We start from the raw sequence: 17,372 nt of genomic DNA, 5'->3' as shown, positions 1-17,372 counted from the left end.
CGGCATCGGCAGAAAAAAATAACCCGGCTGAAATCATAAATTTAACTGCTGGTAAATAAAAAATTAACTGTTGGTGTTTGCCAAAGTATTAGAACATGTTAATAATTTGACCATAGATGGACGAAATCGTTACCCCCGGATGGGCCCGCTCTTAAACAATTGAGGCGCTGCACAAGCGCGAAACTACCCACTCAAAATCAGTGTATTTTGGGATGGGGTGGATACGCACTCAGCAGCGTTGTCAGTTGTCTCCTGCCTTCACTTCTCTCTGCTTTTTCCTGGCCGTTTTTTAACGACCGGGAAAGCGGATTGTGGGTGATTCCGGTGGCACACCGGACGCACCGGCCTCTGCCGGAAGGCCGCGTTTGCCACCCCATCGCCAAAAACTCATTCACAGGAGGAGTTATGGCGATTATCCATTATGGCAAATCAGCGTTTACCGGTAATGCACGAACCCGGCGTCATCGACGACGCCAGCCACTCGCACGTCTGAACCGTACTATCGACAACGCACTCGGGCTCGAATGCGATGACGTCACGCTGCGCACTGCTGAACGTATCTGTCAGCGGGAGATTCGATCCAGAGTAGAGCGTGCCGTACTGGCGCCGGGACGCTCGCACAGTGAAAGCGCCAGTTTCGATAACTGCTGTTTACCCCACGTTCATCTCTACGCTACCCGTTAAGTTTCTCCTGCTTTTCCAGTTCTGAACGGAACGTTTTTACATTGCTCACTGTTTAACCACGCTTGAGCGTTGCGCTTGAATCTGGCGTGCGCGAATGGCTGACCGATCAGTGACGTTTAAGTGTGCTGACCCTGTGCGCAGCGTACTCCGCGTTGCGCCTCAAAGAAGGAACGGATATGAGCCAGATTATTGCCATTTTAAATTTTGAAGAGGGTTATCGCGAAGCGCCCTATCTGGATACGCAGGGCTTTCCCACCGTGGCGGGCGGCATCCGCATCGGACCAAAGGGCGCCTCGCTGAGCAACTACATCTTTCAGGTGCCGCGCCGCGTCGGGGACGTCTGGAAGCAGTGCATTGTGGAGAAAAAAGTGCAGGAGATGCAACAGCGCGAACTGATCCGCCAGGCGCTGCTGAAGTGCAACGATGCCCGCAGTGACGTGCTGATTAGCATGGCGTATCAGATGGGCGTGGAGGGGCTTGCGCTGTTTCGCGGCATGCTCACCTCGGTCACGCAGGGCGACTTTGACGCCGCAGCGAATGCCATGCTGGATAGCCTTTGGGCGCGGCAGACCGCCGGACGCGCCCGGCGGCATGCGGAAGCGATGCGCAGCGGCACCTATGACATCTACCGGGGGCTGCTATGAACATGAAGTGGATGATCTTCATCATTGCGGTACTGGCGGCAATCATACTGCTGCTCCTGCTGCAGCGCTTCACCACGCTGGAGTTTGTTAAACACGCGCGCCTGCTGTTTAAAACCTGGTCAGTGTGGCTCGCTTCACTCGGCTCCATGCTCAGCGCGTGGGCGCAATCTTTTCCCGCTTCCGCGCTCGATGCCTGGAACGCGCTGCCGCCGGACGTCAAAGAGGTTCTGCCGCACAACTACCTGGGGTTAATTGGTGCCTTTATGGTGGCAATGGGCGTTATGGCGCAGTTTGTGCGACAGAAAAATCTGGCGGAAAAACGCAGCGCGCTGGAGGAAAAATCATGAGTTTTCTTCTTTCCCTGCTGGCGGGCAGCTGGCACTGGCTGGCGGCGCTGTTCGGCATCATCGCCGCGCTGGTAGCCAGCTACGCTGGCGGTAAAAAGATCGGCAAAGTGCAGCAGCAGGCTAAAGCAGACACCGAACGCGCAGAAAAAACAGCGGCGCAGGCGGTAGCGGTTAACCAGCAGCAGCAGCAGCTGCGTGAGGAGGCCCGACGTGTGGAAATCAGCAACAGTAATCTTGATGCTGCTGCCGCTCGTGACAAGCTGCAGCAATCGAAGTACCACCAGCCCTGAGGCGCCGGTCGTTATCGACTCCGCCTGCTCTCTGTTTTCACCCATTTATACCCACGGCAGTGACGCCGATCGCATGGATATTCGCACCGTGCGTGCCATTAACAATCACAACGACCTCTGGGATCGGCACTGCCGCACGCCGGCACGCTAACGCCGCTCCTTCTGACGCTATTCCAATACCCCTGTATAAGCCGAGGAGGCTGACATGATCGAAGTTAATTCATTTGCTGAACTGCGTACCACTGCACCTGCTAAAAACGGCGATTCTGCGTTTTTGCGCCGCTACAATGCGGACTCAAACTTTCGCGGTGGCGGTGACTTTACCGGTTTTATCGGGACGACCACGGCGGCTGACGATGGCGGTACGCTGGCGGTCGGTAATGGCTTCTACTGGAAGCGCGTGATCAACGACCCGGCAGACCTCAACGTCTACCACTTTGGTGCGAAGGGAGATGGCTACGCCAATGACACCGAACCCTTCAAACGCATGCTGGCGTGGACCCAGGGCTACAGCGGCAATATCCGCGATCTGCCGGTGCGCTTTCCGGGCGGTAAATTCCTGATTAACCCGATAGATATCAGTGATACTGAGGTCGCCTTCTTTGGCCTGCAGGGGGATGATGTGGAGCTGGGTTCGCTGCCGCGTACCACGATCATTTCCGACAAGAGCGCCAATACGGTGTTCAAAGTGAAGGCGCGCCGCACCGCGATCAAGGGGATCACCTGGCACGGTCAGGCGTCCGCCGACACCAATACCAACAAAGGCACTATCACAGCCGAGCTGTGTACCAACGTGCAGCCCTTCTTCGAAAACACCTGCATCGAAGGCTCTACGGTAAATATCTACTGTTTCCGCGCGCAGAATAGCGGCGGGACCGTCATTAAAGTGCTGGATACCCTCGACAGTAAGTTTGACCAGATCTATACCCTGTGGACCTACGGGCGCGTATTCGACATCGGCTGGTCAAACTCGCCAAAAGGTAAGTGGGACCACTCCACCGCGATTGAGATCTGCAACTGTAACTTCCAGACCGGTTACGGTGACGCCACGCTCTATATGCCGCGCGTGACGCAGGGCATTATGCGTAACGTCTGGATTGAGCATACGCGTAACCCTGGCGATCTCTCCGACGGCGGCTGGACCATCGATACGCTGAACATTGAGGATTGCGGCTCGCCGTTTAACCTCAATAACGCCCGCGTGATCATGCGCCAGATTGGCCTGCAGTCGGGTGCCACTATCTCCAACGACCTGGCGGGCACGCGCTGGCTCTCGACGTTTGAGTATGGCTACCGGCGTGAGGAGAACCACGGCACTATTATCACCGGCTCCCTGCGCACGGGTTACTACAGCGGCCATAAAGTCACCAATAACACCGATACCGATAACTGGTATCGCCTCGGGCAGCTCTTTTTCCCGGTGGCGAACCAGCAGTGGGTGATGGAGCTGATTGGTAAAGCGGATGCGACCCAGCCCACCGGCACGGCGGCGTCGCCGGTCAATATGGCCGGCACCGGTAAAACCTGGATCAACCTGCAGCGGCTGGATACCGTCTGGGCTGACGCCTGGCATATGGGCCAGCCTGCGGTGATGGATATCCGCTACAACCGGGTCGGCACCACCTATGCGGTGGTGTGGGTTAAGCTGCGCGCCAAAAGCGGTGATACGCTGATTAACCTGAAAACCACCGGGCCAACGCGTTTTGAGTCAGGCTCCTGCTCGCTGTTCCAGACTGACTTTTCAGTCGTAACCGATACCACCAAAATGGGCACACTCAAGCCTGCGGCGCGCTTCGGACTGCATAATGGTGTAGCTGGCATTGGTGCCAATGAGAAAGGGGTGCTCACTGTCGCGACGGCAGCGGGTAATCCCACCAATAAAACGGCCCCTTCGGGCTTTGTGCTGGTCAATATCAACGGTGTTGATCGTAAGCTGCCTTATTACGATTAAGGCCAGCACCTTTTTGGCGAGGCTCCGGCCTCGCCTTTTTTTTTGTGGTGGAAAACGCGCCGGCGCTGCTGAAAAAGCGGGCGGTTGAATCACCGCATCTTGACGCCGCGCGTCACATTTCCTATTTTTACTCCCCGTAGTTCCCGCCCCATTGCCGGTGTAGCTCAGTTGGTAGAGCAGCGCATTCGTAATGCGAAGGTCGCAGGTTCGACTCCTGTTTCCGGCACCAGTTAATTCCATCTCTTATAGATTATTTTTTCTTCCCCTTTCAGCATCTGCATAACACAGCCTCCGGCAGACCCCAGCTGGACGTATTCTCATCCGTTGACCAGACTTAGCGTTCCCCCCGAAAAGGAGAATGCGCAATGAGTACCCGATACAAAGTGACCTATGAACATCAGGATGGCGACGTTAAAAAGCGCGAAGAGGTGATACTGGAGAGCGAAAATGAGCCTTCAGATGAAGAGGCGCATGAAGCGGTGCTGCAGGATCTTGCGATGATGAAAACTCCCGGCACCGGCGTAGATGGCGTGGCGAAGTTCGATATTATCAGTATCGCCCCGGCTGACGAGTAAAAGGGGCGGTTGCCCCTTACCCCTGCAGCAGCTTAAGCACCTGCTGCGGTTCCTGCTGCGCCTTTGCCAGCACGGAGTTACCGGCCTGCTGCAGAATTTGCTGACGCGCCATCGCTGACACTTCCTGCGCATAGTCAGCGTCTTCAATACGCGAGCGGGCTGTTGCGTAATCGGTTGTGCTCTGGCTCTGCAGCCGCTGCGCCGACTCCAGCCGGTTGGCAATCGCACCCAGCTGGCTGCGCCGGCTGTCAATCAGCGCCAGGACGCGATCCAGCGTTGCCAGCGGATCGTCCGGGTGCTTCAGGCGGATCTCATCGCCCATCTCTGAAACACGCATCGTCGTCAGATTGGTTGAGGCATCAGTGGTTGAAGAGATGCCCGCCTGAAAATAGATCTGAATATCACCGGTGCCCTGCAGCGTTTTCAGCATGATACTGCCGCTGCTGTCGTGGGTCACAAAGGTCGCTGTTTTATCAATGCCGATATCCGGCGCGTCCATATAGTAGTTGCCGTCAGCGTCCAGTCGCAGCACGTCGCTGGCGCTCTGGCCTGAGACGTCGGTATAGCGCAACTCAACGTTTGCCGGGTCCAGCGTGACGTAAGCCGTACCGGTTACGCTATTTACGCTGCTAAAACTGTTGATAGCGCTGCTGCTGACCGCGCTGATAGCCAGCGAGCTGCTGCCGTTCTCGTCAGTATGTGCGGCCACCGCTGCGTTAAAATATTGATAATTACCGCCGCCGTTATCAACTTCCATCACGTACTGTGAACCGCTCTGCAGCAGCCGCGCATTACTCACGCTATTTCCGCTGGCATCCGTAAAGCTGAGCGTGGCGCTGCCGGTATTGATCGCCGGCGTCTGCGTCACAGCGGCTGGCAGGGTAGCAAAATCGGCGCTGCTTTTTGTCGGGGCGCTGGTGACCTGCGCAATAACATTTCCGCTGCTGCCAAAGTCCAGCGTGGCAGCGTGATAGAGACCGCCTTGCTCAACATAATAGCTGCCGTTATCAACGGTCAGATGCGCGGCGGGCGTAGCGGCAAGCGCAGTGCCATCCGATTGCTGAAAATTAACGGCCGGAATAGCACGCGCCGCTATGGTGTTTACGCTGCTGTAGAGCGGGGCGGATGTGGCGCGGCTGATGGCCACCGTTCCGGCGGCGTTAGCGGTGTCCCAGCGGGCGCTTACCGCCGCCAGATAGTATACCGGCTTGCCGTCAGCGCCGGTGCTCTGCACATACTGCCGGTTATCCGCGCTGCTGCGCATCAGCTGCGGCGCACCTGACGAAGGCGTATAGGTCACAGTAATAGCCGGATTGGTGAAATTCATATTGGTGGCAAGGCCGGTCACGCGGTTAACCGGCGTCACTTTGCCGCTGATGCCACCAATCACCAGATCTTTCAATCCCAGCGCGCCGACGCTAAAGCCCGGCGCGGAAAGGTCCAGCATAATCTTTTCACGATCGTTGGCACCAACCTGGAAACCGATTTGTCCGGCGCTGCCGTCGAGCGTTTTGATGCCATTAAACGCAGCCGTGCTGTTCAGACGGTCGATCTCTTTCAGGTTAAGGTTGATCTCTCCCTGAATGGAGTCGGCGTCACTCTGCGAAAGGGTACCGTTCAGTCCCTGTACCGCCAGCTGCCGGATCCGCTGAACGCGGTTATTGATCTCATCCAGAGCGCCGGCAGTGGTATTTACCAGCGACAGCCCATCGCCTGCGTTGCGCTGCGCCTGCTGCAAACCGCGCTGCTGACTCTGCATCCGGTTGGCTATCGCCTGCCTGCCGCATCATCACTTGCGCTATTGATACGCATCCCGGAAGAGAGATTACGTATCGCTGTTCCCAGCGCTGGCTGGCTTTTGTTTGTGTTCTGCACCGCGTTGAGGGCAGAAAGGTTGGTTTGCAGGGAAATCATTTACTGGCTCACCGGTTGTTCTGTTGATAGCGTTATCGGCAGAAAGTGATTTTATTTTAACCATTATTTGACCTAAGTCGCTGTAGCGCTGCGGTCCTGTGATTTACAGCGGAATCGCGATCTTTTTTTACTGATATTAATCCTGGTGACCTTTACGCGTTTATCTTATCAGTCAGCGTAATATTCCTTTATTAAAGCTAATCAATCTGCATTTTAATTAATGACAGGATCGCTGCGTAAATTCTGTTTTCCTGGCCTCCCCATTGACCCTGGCTTGTTCAGCGGAGAGAATGCCGTTTAAAGTTTTGAAACAGATCGCATTTTAAGGGCCTGAAGCCCATTGCAGTATGGCTGCGATAGCCATACTGGATTAACGCCTCCTGCTTCTCACGCGGCGCAACAGACGCAGCGGAATAATAAAAGAGCAGGGCGCACAGCACATATCATTAATGTTGCCACACGTTACGTTAAGGCCGCTGAAAAGTCGGTAAAACGATTTGCGCGACGTCGCGCCGCAGAGTGCGGCAGGTCAGTCGCTGATAACTTATTGATAAAGAATGATGTCCAGCTGAAGCTAACGCTAAAGCCGCCACTCTTTGTCCGCCATCCAGCCGGATTGCAGGGTGAATCGCAGGCAGCTGCGCGTCGTCAGCGGTATGCATTTACAAACGAATAATAAATAGTTCTGGCGTGCAGCGCTGGCGAAATTCTTATTATTACATTGAGTGTTCATTTATTTAATTGAATTCCTTACTGAGGAAACTCCGAAAAAAATCCGGAATACAGTTAAGCCGGACGCAGGAATATGCCATCAGGCACGCGCGTTATCTGAACGGCAATGTTTAACGCCGCTGCGTTCGCCTTATTAATACTGACAAAACGAGTTCTGAGGTCTCATGCAAAATCCCGTAAACGACGTGTTACTGAGCGTCATTGTGCCGGTGTATAACGCGGCTACTTATCTGGAAAGAAGCATTAATAGTCTGCTGCAGCAGACGGAAATGCGCTTTGAAGCGATTTTTATCAATGATGGCTCAACGGATACGTCGCAGGCCATTCTTGAGCGGTTTGCGCACCATCCGCAGTTTCACATCATTGAACAGTCCAATATGGGCGTCTCTGCGGCACGTAATCAGGGGCTGCGCAGCGCACGCGGTAAATTTATCTGTTTTTTAGACGCTGATGATTTTTTGCCGCACGACGCCTTTGCCACCTGGGCTGGGCTGATGCAGGAAAATATCGGCATGTGTATCGGCGAGTCGCAGCATTTTACGCCTGCCGGTGAGCCGCTGGATCAGCCTGCCAACCGTGACGCATCGCGGCAGATGAGCGCGGCGGCAGCGGTCAACGACGTGCTCTATTTCCATCCCCGTCACGGCATCTGCGACAAGGTATTTCGCGCGGACGTTATCCGGCAGCATCAGCTGCGCTTTAACGAGGAGATCTTCAACTTCGAAGATCTGCTGTTTGTGATGAACTACCTCTATCTGCTGCAGAACCAGCAGGTAATCGTCACCGAACGCGTGGTCTACCACTACGTAAAGTCGGACAACTCCGCCACCCGTTCGGCGCTGCGGGAAAAACACTTCTCCTTTGCGCGTTCGTTTGGCCGGATGAAGGCGTTTATGACCCGGCAGCACCATCGCTACTACTACCATCTCGTGCTCAAGGTCACCTCTTCCTATATCAGCAAAGGGCTCAACAGCCGTGAATTCAGCGGTGCCTTTATTGAAGATTATATCGCGCTGTATCGCCGCAGTTTCCGCGCTTATCTCTCGTCCGGCCCGATGCTGAATCCCTGGAGCCTCTATTTCACCCTCTTTTTTGTCAGCCCGCGCGGCGTTTCACAGCTGCGCCGCCTGGCGCGTAAAGCGTAAGGGGAACCGGAATGAAAGAGAAACTCAGAAACTCAATGTGGATGATCGCTGAAAAGCTGATCGCCGTGTTTGGCCTGATTTTTGTGACCTCTTACGTCGCCAAATATGTCGGCCCGACCACCTTCGGCATTATCTCACTCTCAATGCTGATTTTTCAGTTTTTGCAGAGCATCGCGGTAATGGGCAGCGATGTCATATTGCTGAAGCGCATTGCGCAGAATCACCGTTCGGGTATTCGTCTGATGATGGCTGCCGGCCTGCTGGTGCTGGGCGTCTACAGCGTCCTGGCAATCAGCGGCATGCTGATCATGAAAGCGGAGTGGAGCCCGGATGCGGTGGTCTTTATCTGTGCCGCTGCGCTGGCCTGCCTTTTCTCGGCGCTCGATCTGGTTAACATCTACAACGAGGCGATGCTCAATGCCCGTCTCAATGTGATCGCTAACGTTATCGGGCTGGCGATCAGCCTCTCGGTGCGATTCCTTATCTCCTGGCTGGAGCTGGATCCGCACTACCTGGCGATCCCGATTGTGCTCGCCACCTTTATTCCGTTTGTCATTAAGCTCGCGCTCTTTACGCGCCAGCACCGCCATGAACCGCTGCCGGCACTGCGTCAGCTGAAGCAATATTCGCGCTATATGGTGGCATCAGGCATGTCGCTGGTGATCTCGGCCATTGCGGTCGGCATCTATACGCGCGTCAACCAGGTAAGCGTCTCTTACTTCCTCGGCGTAAAAGAGGCGGGCATTTTCTCTGTGGCGCTGACGCTCTCCACGGCGTGGGTATTTTTACCGGCCGCGCTGCTGGCGTCGTTTTATCCCGCTTTCTTTGCCGAGCGCAACCGCGAGCGGGCGATCGTTAAAGCGCAGCAGCTGCATCTGCTGGTGATTGGCGTCTCCGCGCTGGTGATTGTGGCGATCTGGCTGCTGTCAGGCTGGTTTATTGGCCATTTTTATGGTGCTGCCTATCTGGATGCGGTAGCCCCGACGCTGTTGCTGAGCGTGGGCGCGATGTGCGGTGTGCTGAGCAGCGTGATGGACCGCTTCATTGTGAAATATAACGGCTACCGCTTCCTGATCAAAAAGACCTTCGCGGTGCTGGTTATCTGCCTGATCTCTTCACTGCTGCTGGTGCCGCATTACGGCCTGACCGGTGCCGCACTGAGCGTGGTGATCACCGAATTCGTCTCCTTCTCCCTGCTTAATTATTTTTTCACCGCGCAACCCGTGGCGCGGATCCACCAGGTTTTTTTCAACCCCAGAAAGCTATGGCAGTTATTTAGCAATTACAAAACCTCAGACAGCAAAGAGAGTTTATCATGAATGACAATCCGCTCTTCAGTATCATCATTCCCGTTTATAACTCACAAAATACCATCCGGCGCACGCTGCTGAGCGTTTTGAACCAGACGTTCAGCAGTTATGAAGTGGTGGTGGTTAACGACGGCAGCCGCGATAACAGCGCGCAGATTCTGTCTGAGTTTGCCTGTTATCCGCAGATAACCGTGCTGGAGCAGATCAACGCCGGCGTCAGCGCTGCGCGCAATACCGGGCTGTTAAAGGCGCGTGGCGACTACGTGCTCTTCCTGGACGCCGACGACTGGGTCGATGACAATTTCCTGATGAGTTTTAAGCAGAATCTCAACGCCTGGCCGGCTGAAACCGTAGACCTGATGGTTGGCCACCTGAATGACGATCGCATTGGCAAGGTTTCGCAGGCGGGCTTTTTCAGCCAGCACGATATCCCTTATGTGCTGGGCGAGCTGGAGATCAGCGACAACATCGGCTATCTGCATAATAAATGCTACCGCCGGGAAATTATTGAATCCCTGAACCTGCGTTTTCTTGAGGGGATCTCAATGAGTGAAGATCTGCTGTTTAACCTGAAATATTTTAGCTGCATCAGCAACTTCCTGATTACGCCTAACGCGGCCTATCACTATGAAGATACCAGCGGCTCGCTCTCCAAGCAGAAGGTACAGTACAGTGAATTAAAGGTGCGTAAGCAGTCGCTGACCGCGCTGTATGACACCATCGTCGATAAATATCAGGCCAGCGAGCTAGATCACTTCCTGAAAGGGATCTCAAAGCGCGTGCTGGCGCTGGATATGCAGATTGTCACTGCGATGTATCACGCGTCCTTTTCACCGGCAGATATCGCAACAGAAATAGAACAGATAAAGCGCGGAAAATACTCGAAAGGTATTTTCACGCTGCTGAATAAAAATGAAAAACTGAAGTACATGATTATGAATCTGAACTCACTCACAGCGTACTATTTCCTCTATGCGTTATACAGAATGCGCGCATTCTGATCCCTGACCCTCCCGGCGTTGCCCTCCGATCTCTGTCTCTGGCAGAAGAGGGCAGCAGCCGGGAGAGACCGCTGCTTTTACTCACCCGTTACTACCTTCACTTGCACAATTTTTGTGACTCAGGTCAAATAACGTTAGGCAATCGATTGCGCGCCGGTTTTGTGCATTTTTAAAGCATAAATTTACCAGCCTGCGCATTTTTGCTGCTTTTGTGACGCGTATCTTGCGTTGTGACCCCCGCACGGTGACAAAAACGTATAGCATGAGCGCGGTTAAACGGCAGCCCGCAGCGGCTGACCGTGAACAGAGAGCCGGAAACCGGCTGCAATGATGATGATTCTGGAGAGAGTGATGAACAACTCACAAACCAGCACGCTGGCAACCGCCAGAGCGGCCAGGGGCTGGAGCAAGAGTGACACGGTGTGGATGCTGGGTCTGTATGGTACGGCGATTGGTGCCGGAGTGCTGTTTCTGCCGATTAACGCCGGCGCGGGCGGGCTGCTGCCGCTGCTGATCATGGCCCTGCTGGCGTTCCCGATGACCTTCTATGCGCACCGCGCGCTGACCCGTTTCGTCCTCTCGGGTAAAAATCCGGGCGAAGATATCACTGACGTGGTGGAAGAGCATTTTGGCAGCGGGGCGGGCAAAATCATCACGCTGCTCTACTTTTTTGCTATCTATCCCATTCTGCTGATGTACAGCGTGGCCATCACCAATACCGTAGACAGTTTTATTGTGCATCAGCTTGGCCTGGTGTCGCCGCCGCGCGCGCTGCTGTCGCTGCTGCTGATTAGCGGCATGATGATTATCGTGCGCTTCGGCGAGCAGATGATCGTGAAGGCGATGAGTATTCTGGTCTTTCCGTTTGTTGCCGTCCTGATGCTGCTGGCCGCCTGGCTGGTTCCGCACTGGCACGGCGCCGCGCTGCAGACGCTGTCGTTTAGCGAGGCAACGGGCAGCGGCAATCTGTGGATGACGCTGTGGCTGGCCATTCCGGTGATGGTTTTTTCATTTAACCATTCGCCGATTATCTCGTCTTTTGCCGTCGCAAAACGCGACGAATATGGCGCCGGTGCGGAAAAACGCTGCTCGCGCATACTGGCCAGCGCGCATCTGATGATGGTGGTCACGGTGATGTTTTTTGTGTTCAGCTGCGTGCTGAGCCTGTCGCCAGCCGATCTGCAGGCGGCCAAAGCGCAGAACATTACCATTCTTTCTTATCTGGCTAACCATTTTCAGGTGCCGATGATCGCCTGGCTGGGTCCGATTGTCGCGATAGTGGCGATCACGAAATCGTTCCTGGGTCACTACCTGGGGGCGCGCGAAGGCTTTAACGGCATCGTCACCAAATCGCTGCGCAGCCGGGGTAAAGCGATCGCGCCGCAGAAGCTGAACCGGCTGACCACGCTGTTTATGCTGCTGACCACCTGGCTGGTGGCCACGCTGAACCCCAGTATTCTTGGCATGATTGAAACGCTGGGCGGGCCGGTTATCGCGGCAATCCTGTTTTTGATGCCGATGTATGCGATTCAGAAAGTGCCGGCAATGCGCCAGTACAGCGGGAAAATCAGCAACCTCTTTGTGGTGATTATTGGAGTGCTGGCGATCTCTTCTGTCGCCTGGTCGCTGTTCAACTGACCGCAGCCGGGTCGCCGTCACCGGCGGCCCGGCCGTGGGCATTACGCCAGCGCGGTTTTAAACACGCTCATCGACTGCGCCAGCCGATCGGCCTGCTCCTGCAGCGCCTGCGAGGCGGCAGATGCTTCCTGCACCAGCGAGGCATTCTGCTGCGTCACCGCTTCCATCTGCGTAATAGCCTGATTAATCTCACCAATGCCGCTGCTCTGTTCGCTGCTGGCAATGGTAATTTCGCTCATAATCTCAGCCACGCTCTGCACGCTGCTGACGACTTCACTTATGGTAGATCCGGCGTGCGTCACCAGGCGGCTGCCTTCATCAACTTTGGTCACGGAATCTTCAATCAGGACTTTAATCTCTTTAGCGGCAGAGGCGGAGCGCTGGGCCAGGTTACGCACTTCCGATGCCACCACGGCAAAGCCGCGTCCCTGTTCGCCGGCACGCGCTGCCTCAACGGCGGCGTTAAGCGACAGAATATTGGTCTGGAAAGCGATAGAGTCGATGACGCTGATAATATCGACAATCTTCTTCGAGGAGTAAGTAATCGCCTCCATTTTATCAATAACCTGCTCCATCACCACGCCACCCTCTTTAGCCACCTCAGAGGTTTTTGAGACCAGCGAGTTTGCTTCGCGCGCGTTATCGGCGTTGTGCTTCACGGTCGCGGTCATCTGCTCCATCGCGGAAGCGGTCTCTTCCAGCGAGCTCGCCTGCTGCTCGGTGCGCGAAGAGAGATCGATATTGCCGCTGGAGATCTGATTAGAGGCGACGGCGATGGTATCGGAGCCGGCGCGCACGTTAGAGACGATGGTCATCAGATTGTCGTTCATGGTCTGCAGCGCCTGCATCAGCACGCCGGTTTCATCTTTACTGCGTACCGTTATGCGCGAGCTGAGATCGCCGGCGGCCACTTTGCTGGCGACGGCGACGGCTTCATTAAGCGGACGCACGATAGAGCGGGTCAGCAGCAGGCCCAGCAGCGCGGCGGCGGCGATGGCGATAGCCGTGAAAATCACCGAAACCTGAATCGCCGTGGTGCCATCTTTGATAATGCCTACTCCCTCCTGATGCAGCTGGCTGGCCTGAGAGTCGGCAAAAGCGGCCGCGCTGAGCAAAAAGGTGTTTTGCGTCTGGGTGATCTTCTTCAGCACGTAGTTGCTGGCTTCATCTGTCTTGCCGTCCCGCACCAGCGCCAGCACATCATTTTTTTGCTGTTCAAACAGTTTGCTGGCGGCAAGTAATCCGGCAATTTTCTTTTTACCTACCGGCGTAACCTGAATGGCCTCAATTTTTTTCATCGCGCTGTTGGTCTGCGCCGTCGCATCCGCAAGCTGAGCAAAGCGTTTAACGTTATTTTCCGGTCGGGTGGTATCAATCACGATACCGCGCAGATATTTTATCTGGTCATTCACGCCATCGCGCACGTCGAAGCCGAGGCGAACCTTAACAAAACGATCTTCTACAATGGAGGTAATGCCGGTTTTAATATTGCTGATTTTCAGCCACGACGTAACGCCCACCACCATTAACAGGGCCACGACCAGGCCAAAGGCGATGCCCAGGCGTACCCCGACTTTCATATTCTTGATGCTCAACATTGGTTCTCCCTGTTTGCCAGAAATCAGACAGTAATAGGATGCGTCAGCAAATGATTAATTTGCTGCGAAAGACTGTTTTTAAAAGAAAAATGGAAATCTGTCTGCGCAGGTTACCCCTGAAAACGCCAGCGCAGGCGCAACAGTTATCGGTAACTAATATATTTACTTTAATTTTTGCGCGCGGCAGCGAAGATCGGTTAGCAGTACTAAATGATGGTAAATAAGCGGTACTGTTTCAGGGCGGAAGGAATAGCCGCAATAAAAAAGGCGCGATAGTCGCGCCTTAAAGGGAAGGGGGAACAGGGCGGATTTAGCGCTGTTTTTCCAGCACGCTGAAAATGGCACTGGAGAGCTCATTGATCTCGAATTTTGCCACATAACCATCGGCGCCCACTTTACGCACGTGATCTTCATTGGCGCTGCCGGAAAGCGAAGAGTGGATGACGACCGGTATATGGCGCAGTGTGTCATCACGCTTGATATTACGCGTCAGCGTGAAGCCATCCATCTCCGGCATCTCCAGATCGGTCAGAACCAGGGCGATTTTATCGTGAATCGATTCGCCGCTGGCCTGCGCTTCTTTCTTCATTTCGTTGATTTTTATCCACGCTTCCAGGCCGGTATTGTGCATCAGGGCCGGAATACCCATGCTTTTCAGTCCCTGTTCGAGCAGCTGGCGGGCCACTTTAGAATCTTCCGCCACGATAGCGACTGCGCCCGGCTTCAGGTTAAAGTTTTTCGCGGTCTTAGCGTCAGGCTCAACGCCGCGCACCGAAGGAATAATGTCATAGAGGATCTGCTCTACGTCGAGTACCAGCGCCAGATTGTTGCTTTCGCCATCGCTGTCAAGACAGGCGATACTGGTGATATTGCGGCTGCTGATCCCCGCTTCTGCGGTATGCACCTGACTCCAGTCGAGACGCACAATATTCTCTACCGACTCCACCGCGAACGCCTGGGTACTGCGCGCATATTCGGTAACCAGCAGCAGATTCAGACCGGTTTCCGGCTTGCAGCCGGTTACGGCCGGCAGATCGATAACCGGAATAAACTGCCCCCGGATACTGGCCATACCCAGCAGCGGCGAGTTCATACCGGCCGCGCGCGTAATCGCCGGCATCGGCACAATTTCGCGCAGCTTGAACACGTTGATGCCATACAGCTCAGATTTGCCTTTCAGCCGATCGGAACCCAGCCGAAACAGCAGCAGTTCAAATTTGTTGGACAGCGCCAGGTTTGCGCGTTCGTCGATCTCTTTCTGAAAATTATCCATCATGGCCTCGGGACAGAATCTGGGCGGAGCAGGGAGAGGGCGGAAGTGCCATGATTAACTTATCGGCAGGGCGCGCGAAAAATGAAGGGAGAAGGGGAAGATTTAGCGCAAGGGCGCGATCGCCCTCACGCTATGGCCATACTATTTCAGGAGAATCGCGCGCACGCTTTTCCCTTTGATTTTGCCCTCTTTGAGCCTGATCAGCGCTTTTTTCGCCTGCGCTGCCGCAATAGCGACATAGGCGTGCGATGGTGTCAGGTCAATTTTACCGATCTGATCGGCGCTGAAGCCCGCTTCACCGGTCAGCGCGCCCAGGATATCACCCGGACGAATTTTTGCTTTGCGTCCGCCATCAATACAGAGCGTCATCATGGCCGCAGGCAGCGCCTGTGCCGCTCTGCCTTTTAAGGTAGCGGCCGCCACCCAGTTAAGCTTCTGCTGCAGGTAATCCTCCAGCGCATGGGCGCGAGCCATGCCGTCAGGTGCCACAAAGCTCACCGCGAGCCCTTTTTCACCCGCTCGCCCGGTGCGACCAATGCGGTGCAGGTGCACTTCCGGGTCCCACGCCAGCTCAAGGTTGACGACCAGCGCCAGCGATTTGATATCCAGACCGCGTGCGGCTACGTCGGTTGCGATCAGGACGCGGCTGCTGCCGTTGGCAAAGCGGATCAGCACGCGCTCACGATCGCGCTGCTCCAGATCGCCATGCAGCGCCAGCGCGCTGATATCGCGATCGTTCAGCGCAGCGGCAATATCATCGCACTCGCGTTTGGTGTTGCAGAACACCACGCAGGAGGCGGGCTGGTGCTGACTCAGCAGGGCGCACAGCAGGTTAACGCGCTCGCCTGCGCTCGCTTCGATAAACTGCTGCTCAATCGCAGGCAGCTCCGCTTCGGTTTCCGTTGCAACCGCCAGCGCGTCGCGCTGAAAGCGCTGGCTCAGGCTGGCAATGGTGTCAGGCCAGGTGGCGGAGAAAAGCAGCGTCTGCCGTGCCGCGGGCGTGAAGCCAATAATCGCTTCCATATCGTCGCGGAAACCCATCTCCAGCATGCGGTCGGCTTCGTCGAGCACCAGCGTCTGCAGCTGGCTGAGATCGAGATTGTCGCGCTTAAGGTGATCCAGCAGTCGGCCTGGCGTGCCGACGACGATGTGCGGGGCATGCACCAGCGAATCGCGCTGTGCGCTCATCGGCTGGCCGCCACACAGCGTGAGAATTTTAATATTGCGCGTAAAACGTGCCAGCTGACGCAGCACATTGCTGACCTGTTCAGCCAGTTCACGCGTCGGGCAGAGCACCAGCGCCTGGGTATGAAACTGGCTGTTGTCGATACGATTAAGCAGGCCGATACCGAACGCAGCGGTTTTGCCGCTGCCGGTCTTCGCCTGCGCACGCACATCGCGGCCGGCAAGTATGGCGGGAAGCGACGCTGCCTGGATAGGCGTCATCGCATCAAAGCCCATATCGCGCAGGTTGTCGAGCTGGCTGGCGGGCAGTTGCGTCAGGGTTGAAAAAGCAGTCACAAAGATGTCTCAGATAGGAGGGAAGATAACGCGGCCAGTCTGGCAGAAAGCCACGCGGGCAGCAACGGTAATTCGCCTGATGCATACGGCCGGAGAGAGAACAAAAGCCTGTCCCGCACCAGGGGGGTTATTGTTGCAAAGTTTTAATAAGTTATTATCCGTAACGATCCTTTGGCGTATAAAAATCACTCAGCAAATAAGGAGATTAACGCTTTTAGTGCGTTTTTCAGCGGCAATTTAAGATAAATTTCCCCCGGGTCAGGCTTATATATTACGCAGCATAAGGAAATTCTTATTAAAAACCCTTGTTGTTCTGATCTATATTGAGCGCGCCATTTGGCGAACGAATTTACTTCAGAGGTCAATTTCATTGAGTCATAGTCTCCAGGGACATAGCGAAGACATTCTGAAAATCGTCGGCCGCGCCGTATTAACGCTGCACCTTCATGGAGAAGCTTTATCCTCTGATAAAGTCAGCTCAATGATCGCCTGTTATGCGGAAGAAGAGCCAGTCAGTGACGATGATCATCAGCGCCTCTACGCGCTGGCAATTCAGATGTTGTCGTAAAACGCTATGCAGCGGCGGGTGTCGCCGGTTAGTAAGACAAAAGCCTCCAGCCGGAGGCTTTTTTGTTTTTGGGCTGGGCGCTAAGCGGCGCGGTGCTGTGCGCGGCACCGGAGGGGTTCCGTCCGCCAGGCTTCTGGCAGTTTCAGCGGCACCTCCGCATGCGGACGGGCTAAGGGGCGGG

At 55.2% G+C, this 17,372-nt stretch carries 16 protein-coding genes, 1 tRNA gene and 1 pseudogene; 13 read left to right on the top strand and 5 right to left on the bottom strand.

The window, feature by feature from the left end; genetic code table 11:
• The first annotated feature begins 405 nt into the window (after nucleotides 1–405).
• From B4056_RS00410 to B4056_RS00375, 8 genes are all read left to right on the top strand, one after another.
• Nucleotides 406–684 carry a hypothetical protein gene (locus B4056_RS00410; RefSeq protein WP_288653438.1) on the top strand — a complete coding sequence of 93 codons (279 nt, stop codon included), beginning with the start codon at nucleotides 406–408 and terminating at the stop codon, nucleotides 682–684.
• Nucleotides 685–860: 176 nt separating this feature from the next.
• Nucleotides 861–1,328, top strand: a complete 468-nt coding sequence (locus B4056_RS00405) for a glycoside hydrolase family protein (protein WP_039382888.1) — start codon at nucleotides 861–863, stop codon at nucleotides 1,326–1,328.
• Between the two features lie 2 nt (nucleotides 1,329–1,330).
• Nucleotides 1,331–1,675: a hypothetical protein gene (locus tag B4056_RS00400; RefSeq protein ID WP_175540454.1), complete on the top strand. Its 345-nt coding sequence runs from the start codon at nucleotides 1,331–1,333 to the stop codon at nucleotides 1,673–1,675.
• Nucleotides 1,672–1,965, top strand: a complete 294-nt coding sequence (locus B4056_RS00395) for a hypothetical protein (RefSeq protein ID WP_288653437.1) — start codon at nucleotides 1,672–1,674, stop codon at nucleotides 1,963–1,965. Before B4056_RS00400 ends, B4056_RS00395 begins: the two co-directional genes overlap by 4 nt.
• Complete coding sequence (locus B4056_RS00390; RefSeq protein ID WP_288653463.1) at nucleotides 1,913–2,116, top strand: hypothetical protein; 204 nt, start codon at nucleotides 1,913–1,915, stop codon at nucleotides 2,114–2,116. Before B4056_RS00395 ends, B4056_RS00390 begins: the two co-directional genes overlap by 53 nt.
• A gap of 54 nt (nucleotides 2,117–2,170) precedes the next feature.
• The gene (locus B4056_RS00385; protein WP_039382897.1) at nucleotides 2,171–3,916 is read left to right on the top strand and encodes an amylovoran biosynthesis protein AmsF; all 1,746 of its coding nucleotides are present in this window, start codon (nucleotides 2,171–2,173) and stop codon (nucleotides 3,914–3,916) included.
• Nucleotides 3,917–4,069: 153 nt separating this feature from the next.
• Nucleotides 4,070–4,145: transfer RNA gene (locus tag B4056_RS00380), tRNA-Thr, on the top strand.
• Nucleotides 4,146–4,281: 136 nt separating this feature from the next.
• Nucleotides 4,282–4,491, top strand: a complete 210-nt coding sequence (locus tag B4056_RS00375) for a hypothetical protein (RefSeq protein ID WP_039382899.1) — start codon at nucleotides 4,282–4,284, stop codon at nucleotides 4,489–4,491.
• A gap of 16 nt (nucleotides 4,492–4,507) precedes the next feature.
• Here the strand turns inward: B4056_RS00375 and B4056_RS00370 are convergent, their stop codons facing one another.
• On the bottom strand, nucleotides 4,508–4,813 hold the full coding sequence (locus B4056_RS00370) for a flagellin (RefSeq protein ID WP_288653461.1): 306 nt from the start codon (nucleotides 4,811–4,813) through the stop codon (nucleotides 4,508–4,510).
• A 1,233-nt stretch (nucleotides 4,814–6,046) separates the two neighbouring features.
• Nucleotides 6,047–6,405 (bottom strand): annotated as a pseudogene (locus B4056_RS00365) (flagellin FliC); the annotation flags it as partial.
• Nucleotides 6,406–7,301: 896 nt separating this feature from the next.
• On the opposite strand from B4056_RS00365, the gene B4056_RS00360 reads away from it, so the two are divergent.
• From B4056_RS00360 to B4056_RS00345, 4 genes are all read left to right on the top strand, one after another.
• Nucleotides 7,302–8,282 (top strand): glycosyltransferase family 2 protein, encoded by a 981-nt coding sequence (locus B4056_RS00360; RefSeq protein WP_288653436.1) that lies wholly within the window; start codon nucleotides 7,302–7,304, stop codon nucleotides 8,280–8,282.
• An 11-nt stretch (nucleotides 8,283–8,293) separates the two neighbouring features.
• On the top strand, nucleotides 8,294–9,601 hold the full coding sequence (locus tag B4056_RS00355; protein ID WP_150034476.1) for a flippase: 1,308 nt from the start codon (nucleotides 8,294–8,296) through the stop codon (nucleotides 9,599–9,601).
• On the top strand, nucleotides 9,598–10,593 hold the full coding sequence (locus tag B4056_RS00350) for a glycosyltransferase family 2 protein (protein ID WP_071668494.1): 996 nt from the start codon (nucleotides 9,598–9,600) through the stop codon (nucleotides 10,591–10,593). The genes B4056_RS00355 and B4056_RS00350 overlap by 4 nt, the downstream gene beginning before the upstream one ends.
• Nucleotides 10,594–10,944: 351 nt before the next feature.
• Nucleotides 10,945–12,231: an HAAAP family serine/threonine permease gene (locus B4056_RS00345; protein WP_150034477.1), complete on the top strand. Its 1,287-nt coding sequence runs from the start codon at nucleotides 10,945–10,947 to the stop codon at nucleotides 12,229–12,231.
• A gap of 41 nt (nucleotides 12,232–12,272) precedes the next feature.
• Here the strand turns inward: B4056_RS00345 and B4056_RS00340 are convergent, their stop codons facing one another.
• The 3 genes from B4056_RS00340 to dbpA all read right to left on the bottom strand — a co-directional run bounded on the left by B4056_RS00340 (nucleotide 12,273) and on the right by dbpA (nucleotide 16,623).
• Nucleotides 12,273–13,829 (bottom strand): methyl-accepting chemotaxis protein, encoded by a 1,557-nt coding sequence (locus tag B4056_RS00340; protein WP_094111449.1) that lies wholly within the window; start codon nucleotides 13,827–13,829, stop codon nucleotides 12,273–12,275.
• A gap of 310 nt (nucleotides 13,830–14,139) precedes the next feature.
• Nucleotides 14,140–15,102 (bottom strand): chemotaxis protein, encoded by a 963-nt coding sequence (locus tag B4056_RS00335; protein WP_039382912.1) that lies wholly within the window; start codon nucleotides 15,100–15,102, stop codon nucleotides 14,140–14,142.
• Nucleotides 15,103–15,243: 141 nt separating this feature from the next.
• The gene (dbpA, locus tag B4056_RS00330; protein WP_039382913.1) at nucleotides 15,244–16,623 is read right to left on the bottom strand and encodes an ATP-dependent RNA helicase DbpA; all 1,380 of its coding nucleotides are present in this window, start codon (nucleotides 16,621–16,623) and stop codon (nucleotides 15,244–15,246) included.
• Between the two features lie 370 nt (nucleotides 16,624–16,993).
• Between dbpA and B4056_RS00325 the strand changes: the two genes are divergently transcribed.
• A complete protein-coding gene (locus tag B4056_RS00325; RefSeq protein WP_039382914.1) occupies nucleotides 16,994–17,191 on the top strand; it encodes a hypothetical protein in 198 nt (65 codons plus the stop codon).
• Nucleotides 17,192–17,372: the final 181 nt, after the last annotated feature.

It is taken from the genome of Pantoea sp. UBA7232 (genome assembly GCF_002473195.1).
Classification (GTDB): domain Bacteria; phylum Pseudomonadota; class Gammaproteobacteria; order Enterobacterales; family Enterobacteriaceae; genus Pantoea; species Pantoea eucrina.
The sequence above is the reverse complement of the archived record's forward strand: the minus strand, read 5'-3'. Positions and strand labels throughout refer to the sequence as shown.

Bases quoted from the DNA above. Each gene is read 5' to 3' on its own strand.
- B4056_RS00410 (WP_288653438.1), top strand. From the start codon at position 406: ATGGCGATTATCCATTATGGCAAATCAGCGTTTACCGGTAATGCACGA.
- B4056_RS00370 (WP_288653461.1), bottom strand. From the start codon at position 4,813: ATGGGCGATGAGATCCGCCTGAAGCACCCGGACGATCCGCTGGCAACG.
- B4056_RS00355 (WP_150034476.1), top strand. From the start codon at position 8,294: ATGAAAGAGAAACTCAGAAACTCAATGTGGATGATCGCTGAAAAGCTG.
- B4056_RS00340 (WP_094111449.1), bottom strand. From the start codon at position 13,829: ATGTTGAGCATCAAGAATATGAAAGTCGGGGTACGCCTGGGCATCGCC.
- B4056_RS00405 (WP_039382888.1), top strand. From the start codon at position 861: ATGAGCCAGATTATTGCCATTTTAAATTTTGAAGAGGGTTATCGCGAA.
- B4056_RS00385 (WP_039382897.1), top strand. From the start codon at position 2,171: ATGATCGAAGTTAATTCATTTGCTGAACTGCGTACCACTGCACCTGCT.
- B4056_RS00400 (WP_175540454.1), top strand. From the start codon at position 1,331: ATGAAGTGGATGATCTTCATCATTGCGGTACTGGCGGCAATCATACTG.
- B4056_RS00375 (WP_039382899.1), top strand. From the start codon at position 4,282: ATGAGTACCCGATACAAAGTGACCTATGAACATCAGGATGGCGACGTT.
- B4056_RS00390 (WP_288653463.1), top strand. From the start codon at position 1,913: ATGCTGCTGCCGCTCGTGACAAGCTGCAGCAATCGAAGTACCACCAGC.
- B4056_RS00395 (WP_288653437.1), top strand. From the start codon at position 1,672: ATGAGTTTTCTTCTTTCCCTGCTGGCGGGCAGCTGGCACTGGCTGGCG.
- B4056_RS00345 (WP_150034477.1), top strand. From the start codon at position 10,945: ATGAACAACTCACAAACCAGCACGCTGGCAACCGCCAGAGCGGCCAGG.
- B4056_RS00360 (WP_288653436.1), top strand. From the start codon at position 7,302: ATGCAAAATCCCGTAAACGACGTGTTACTGAGCGTCATTGTGCCGGTG.
- B4056_RS00335 (WP_039382912.1), bottom strand. From the start codon at position 15,102: ATGGATAATTTTCAGAAAGAGATCGACGAACGCGCAAACCTGGCGCTG.
- B4056_RS00350 (WP_071668494.1), top strand. From the start codon at position 9,598: ATGAATGACAATCCGCTCTTCAGTATCATCATTCCCGTTTATAACTCA.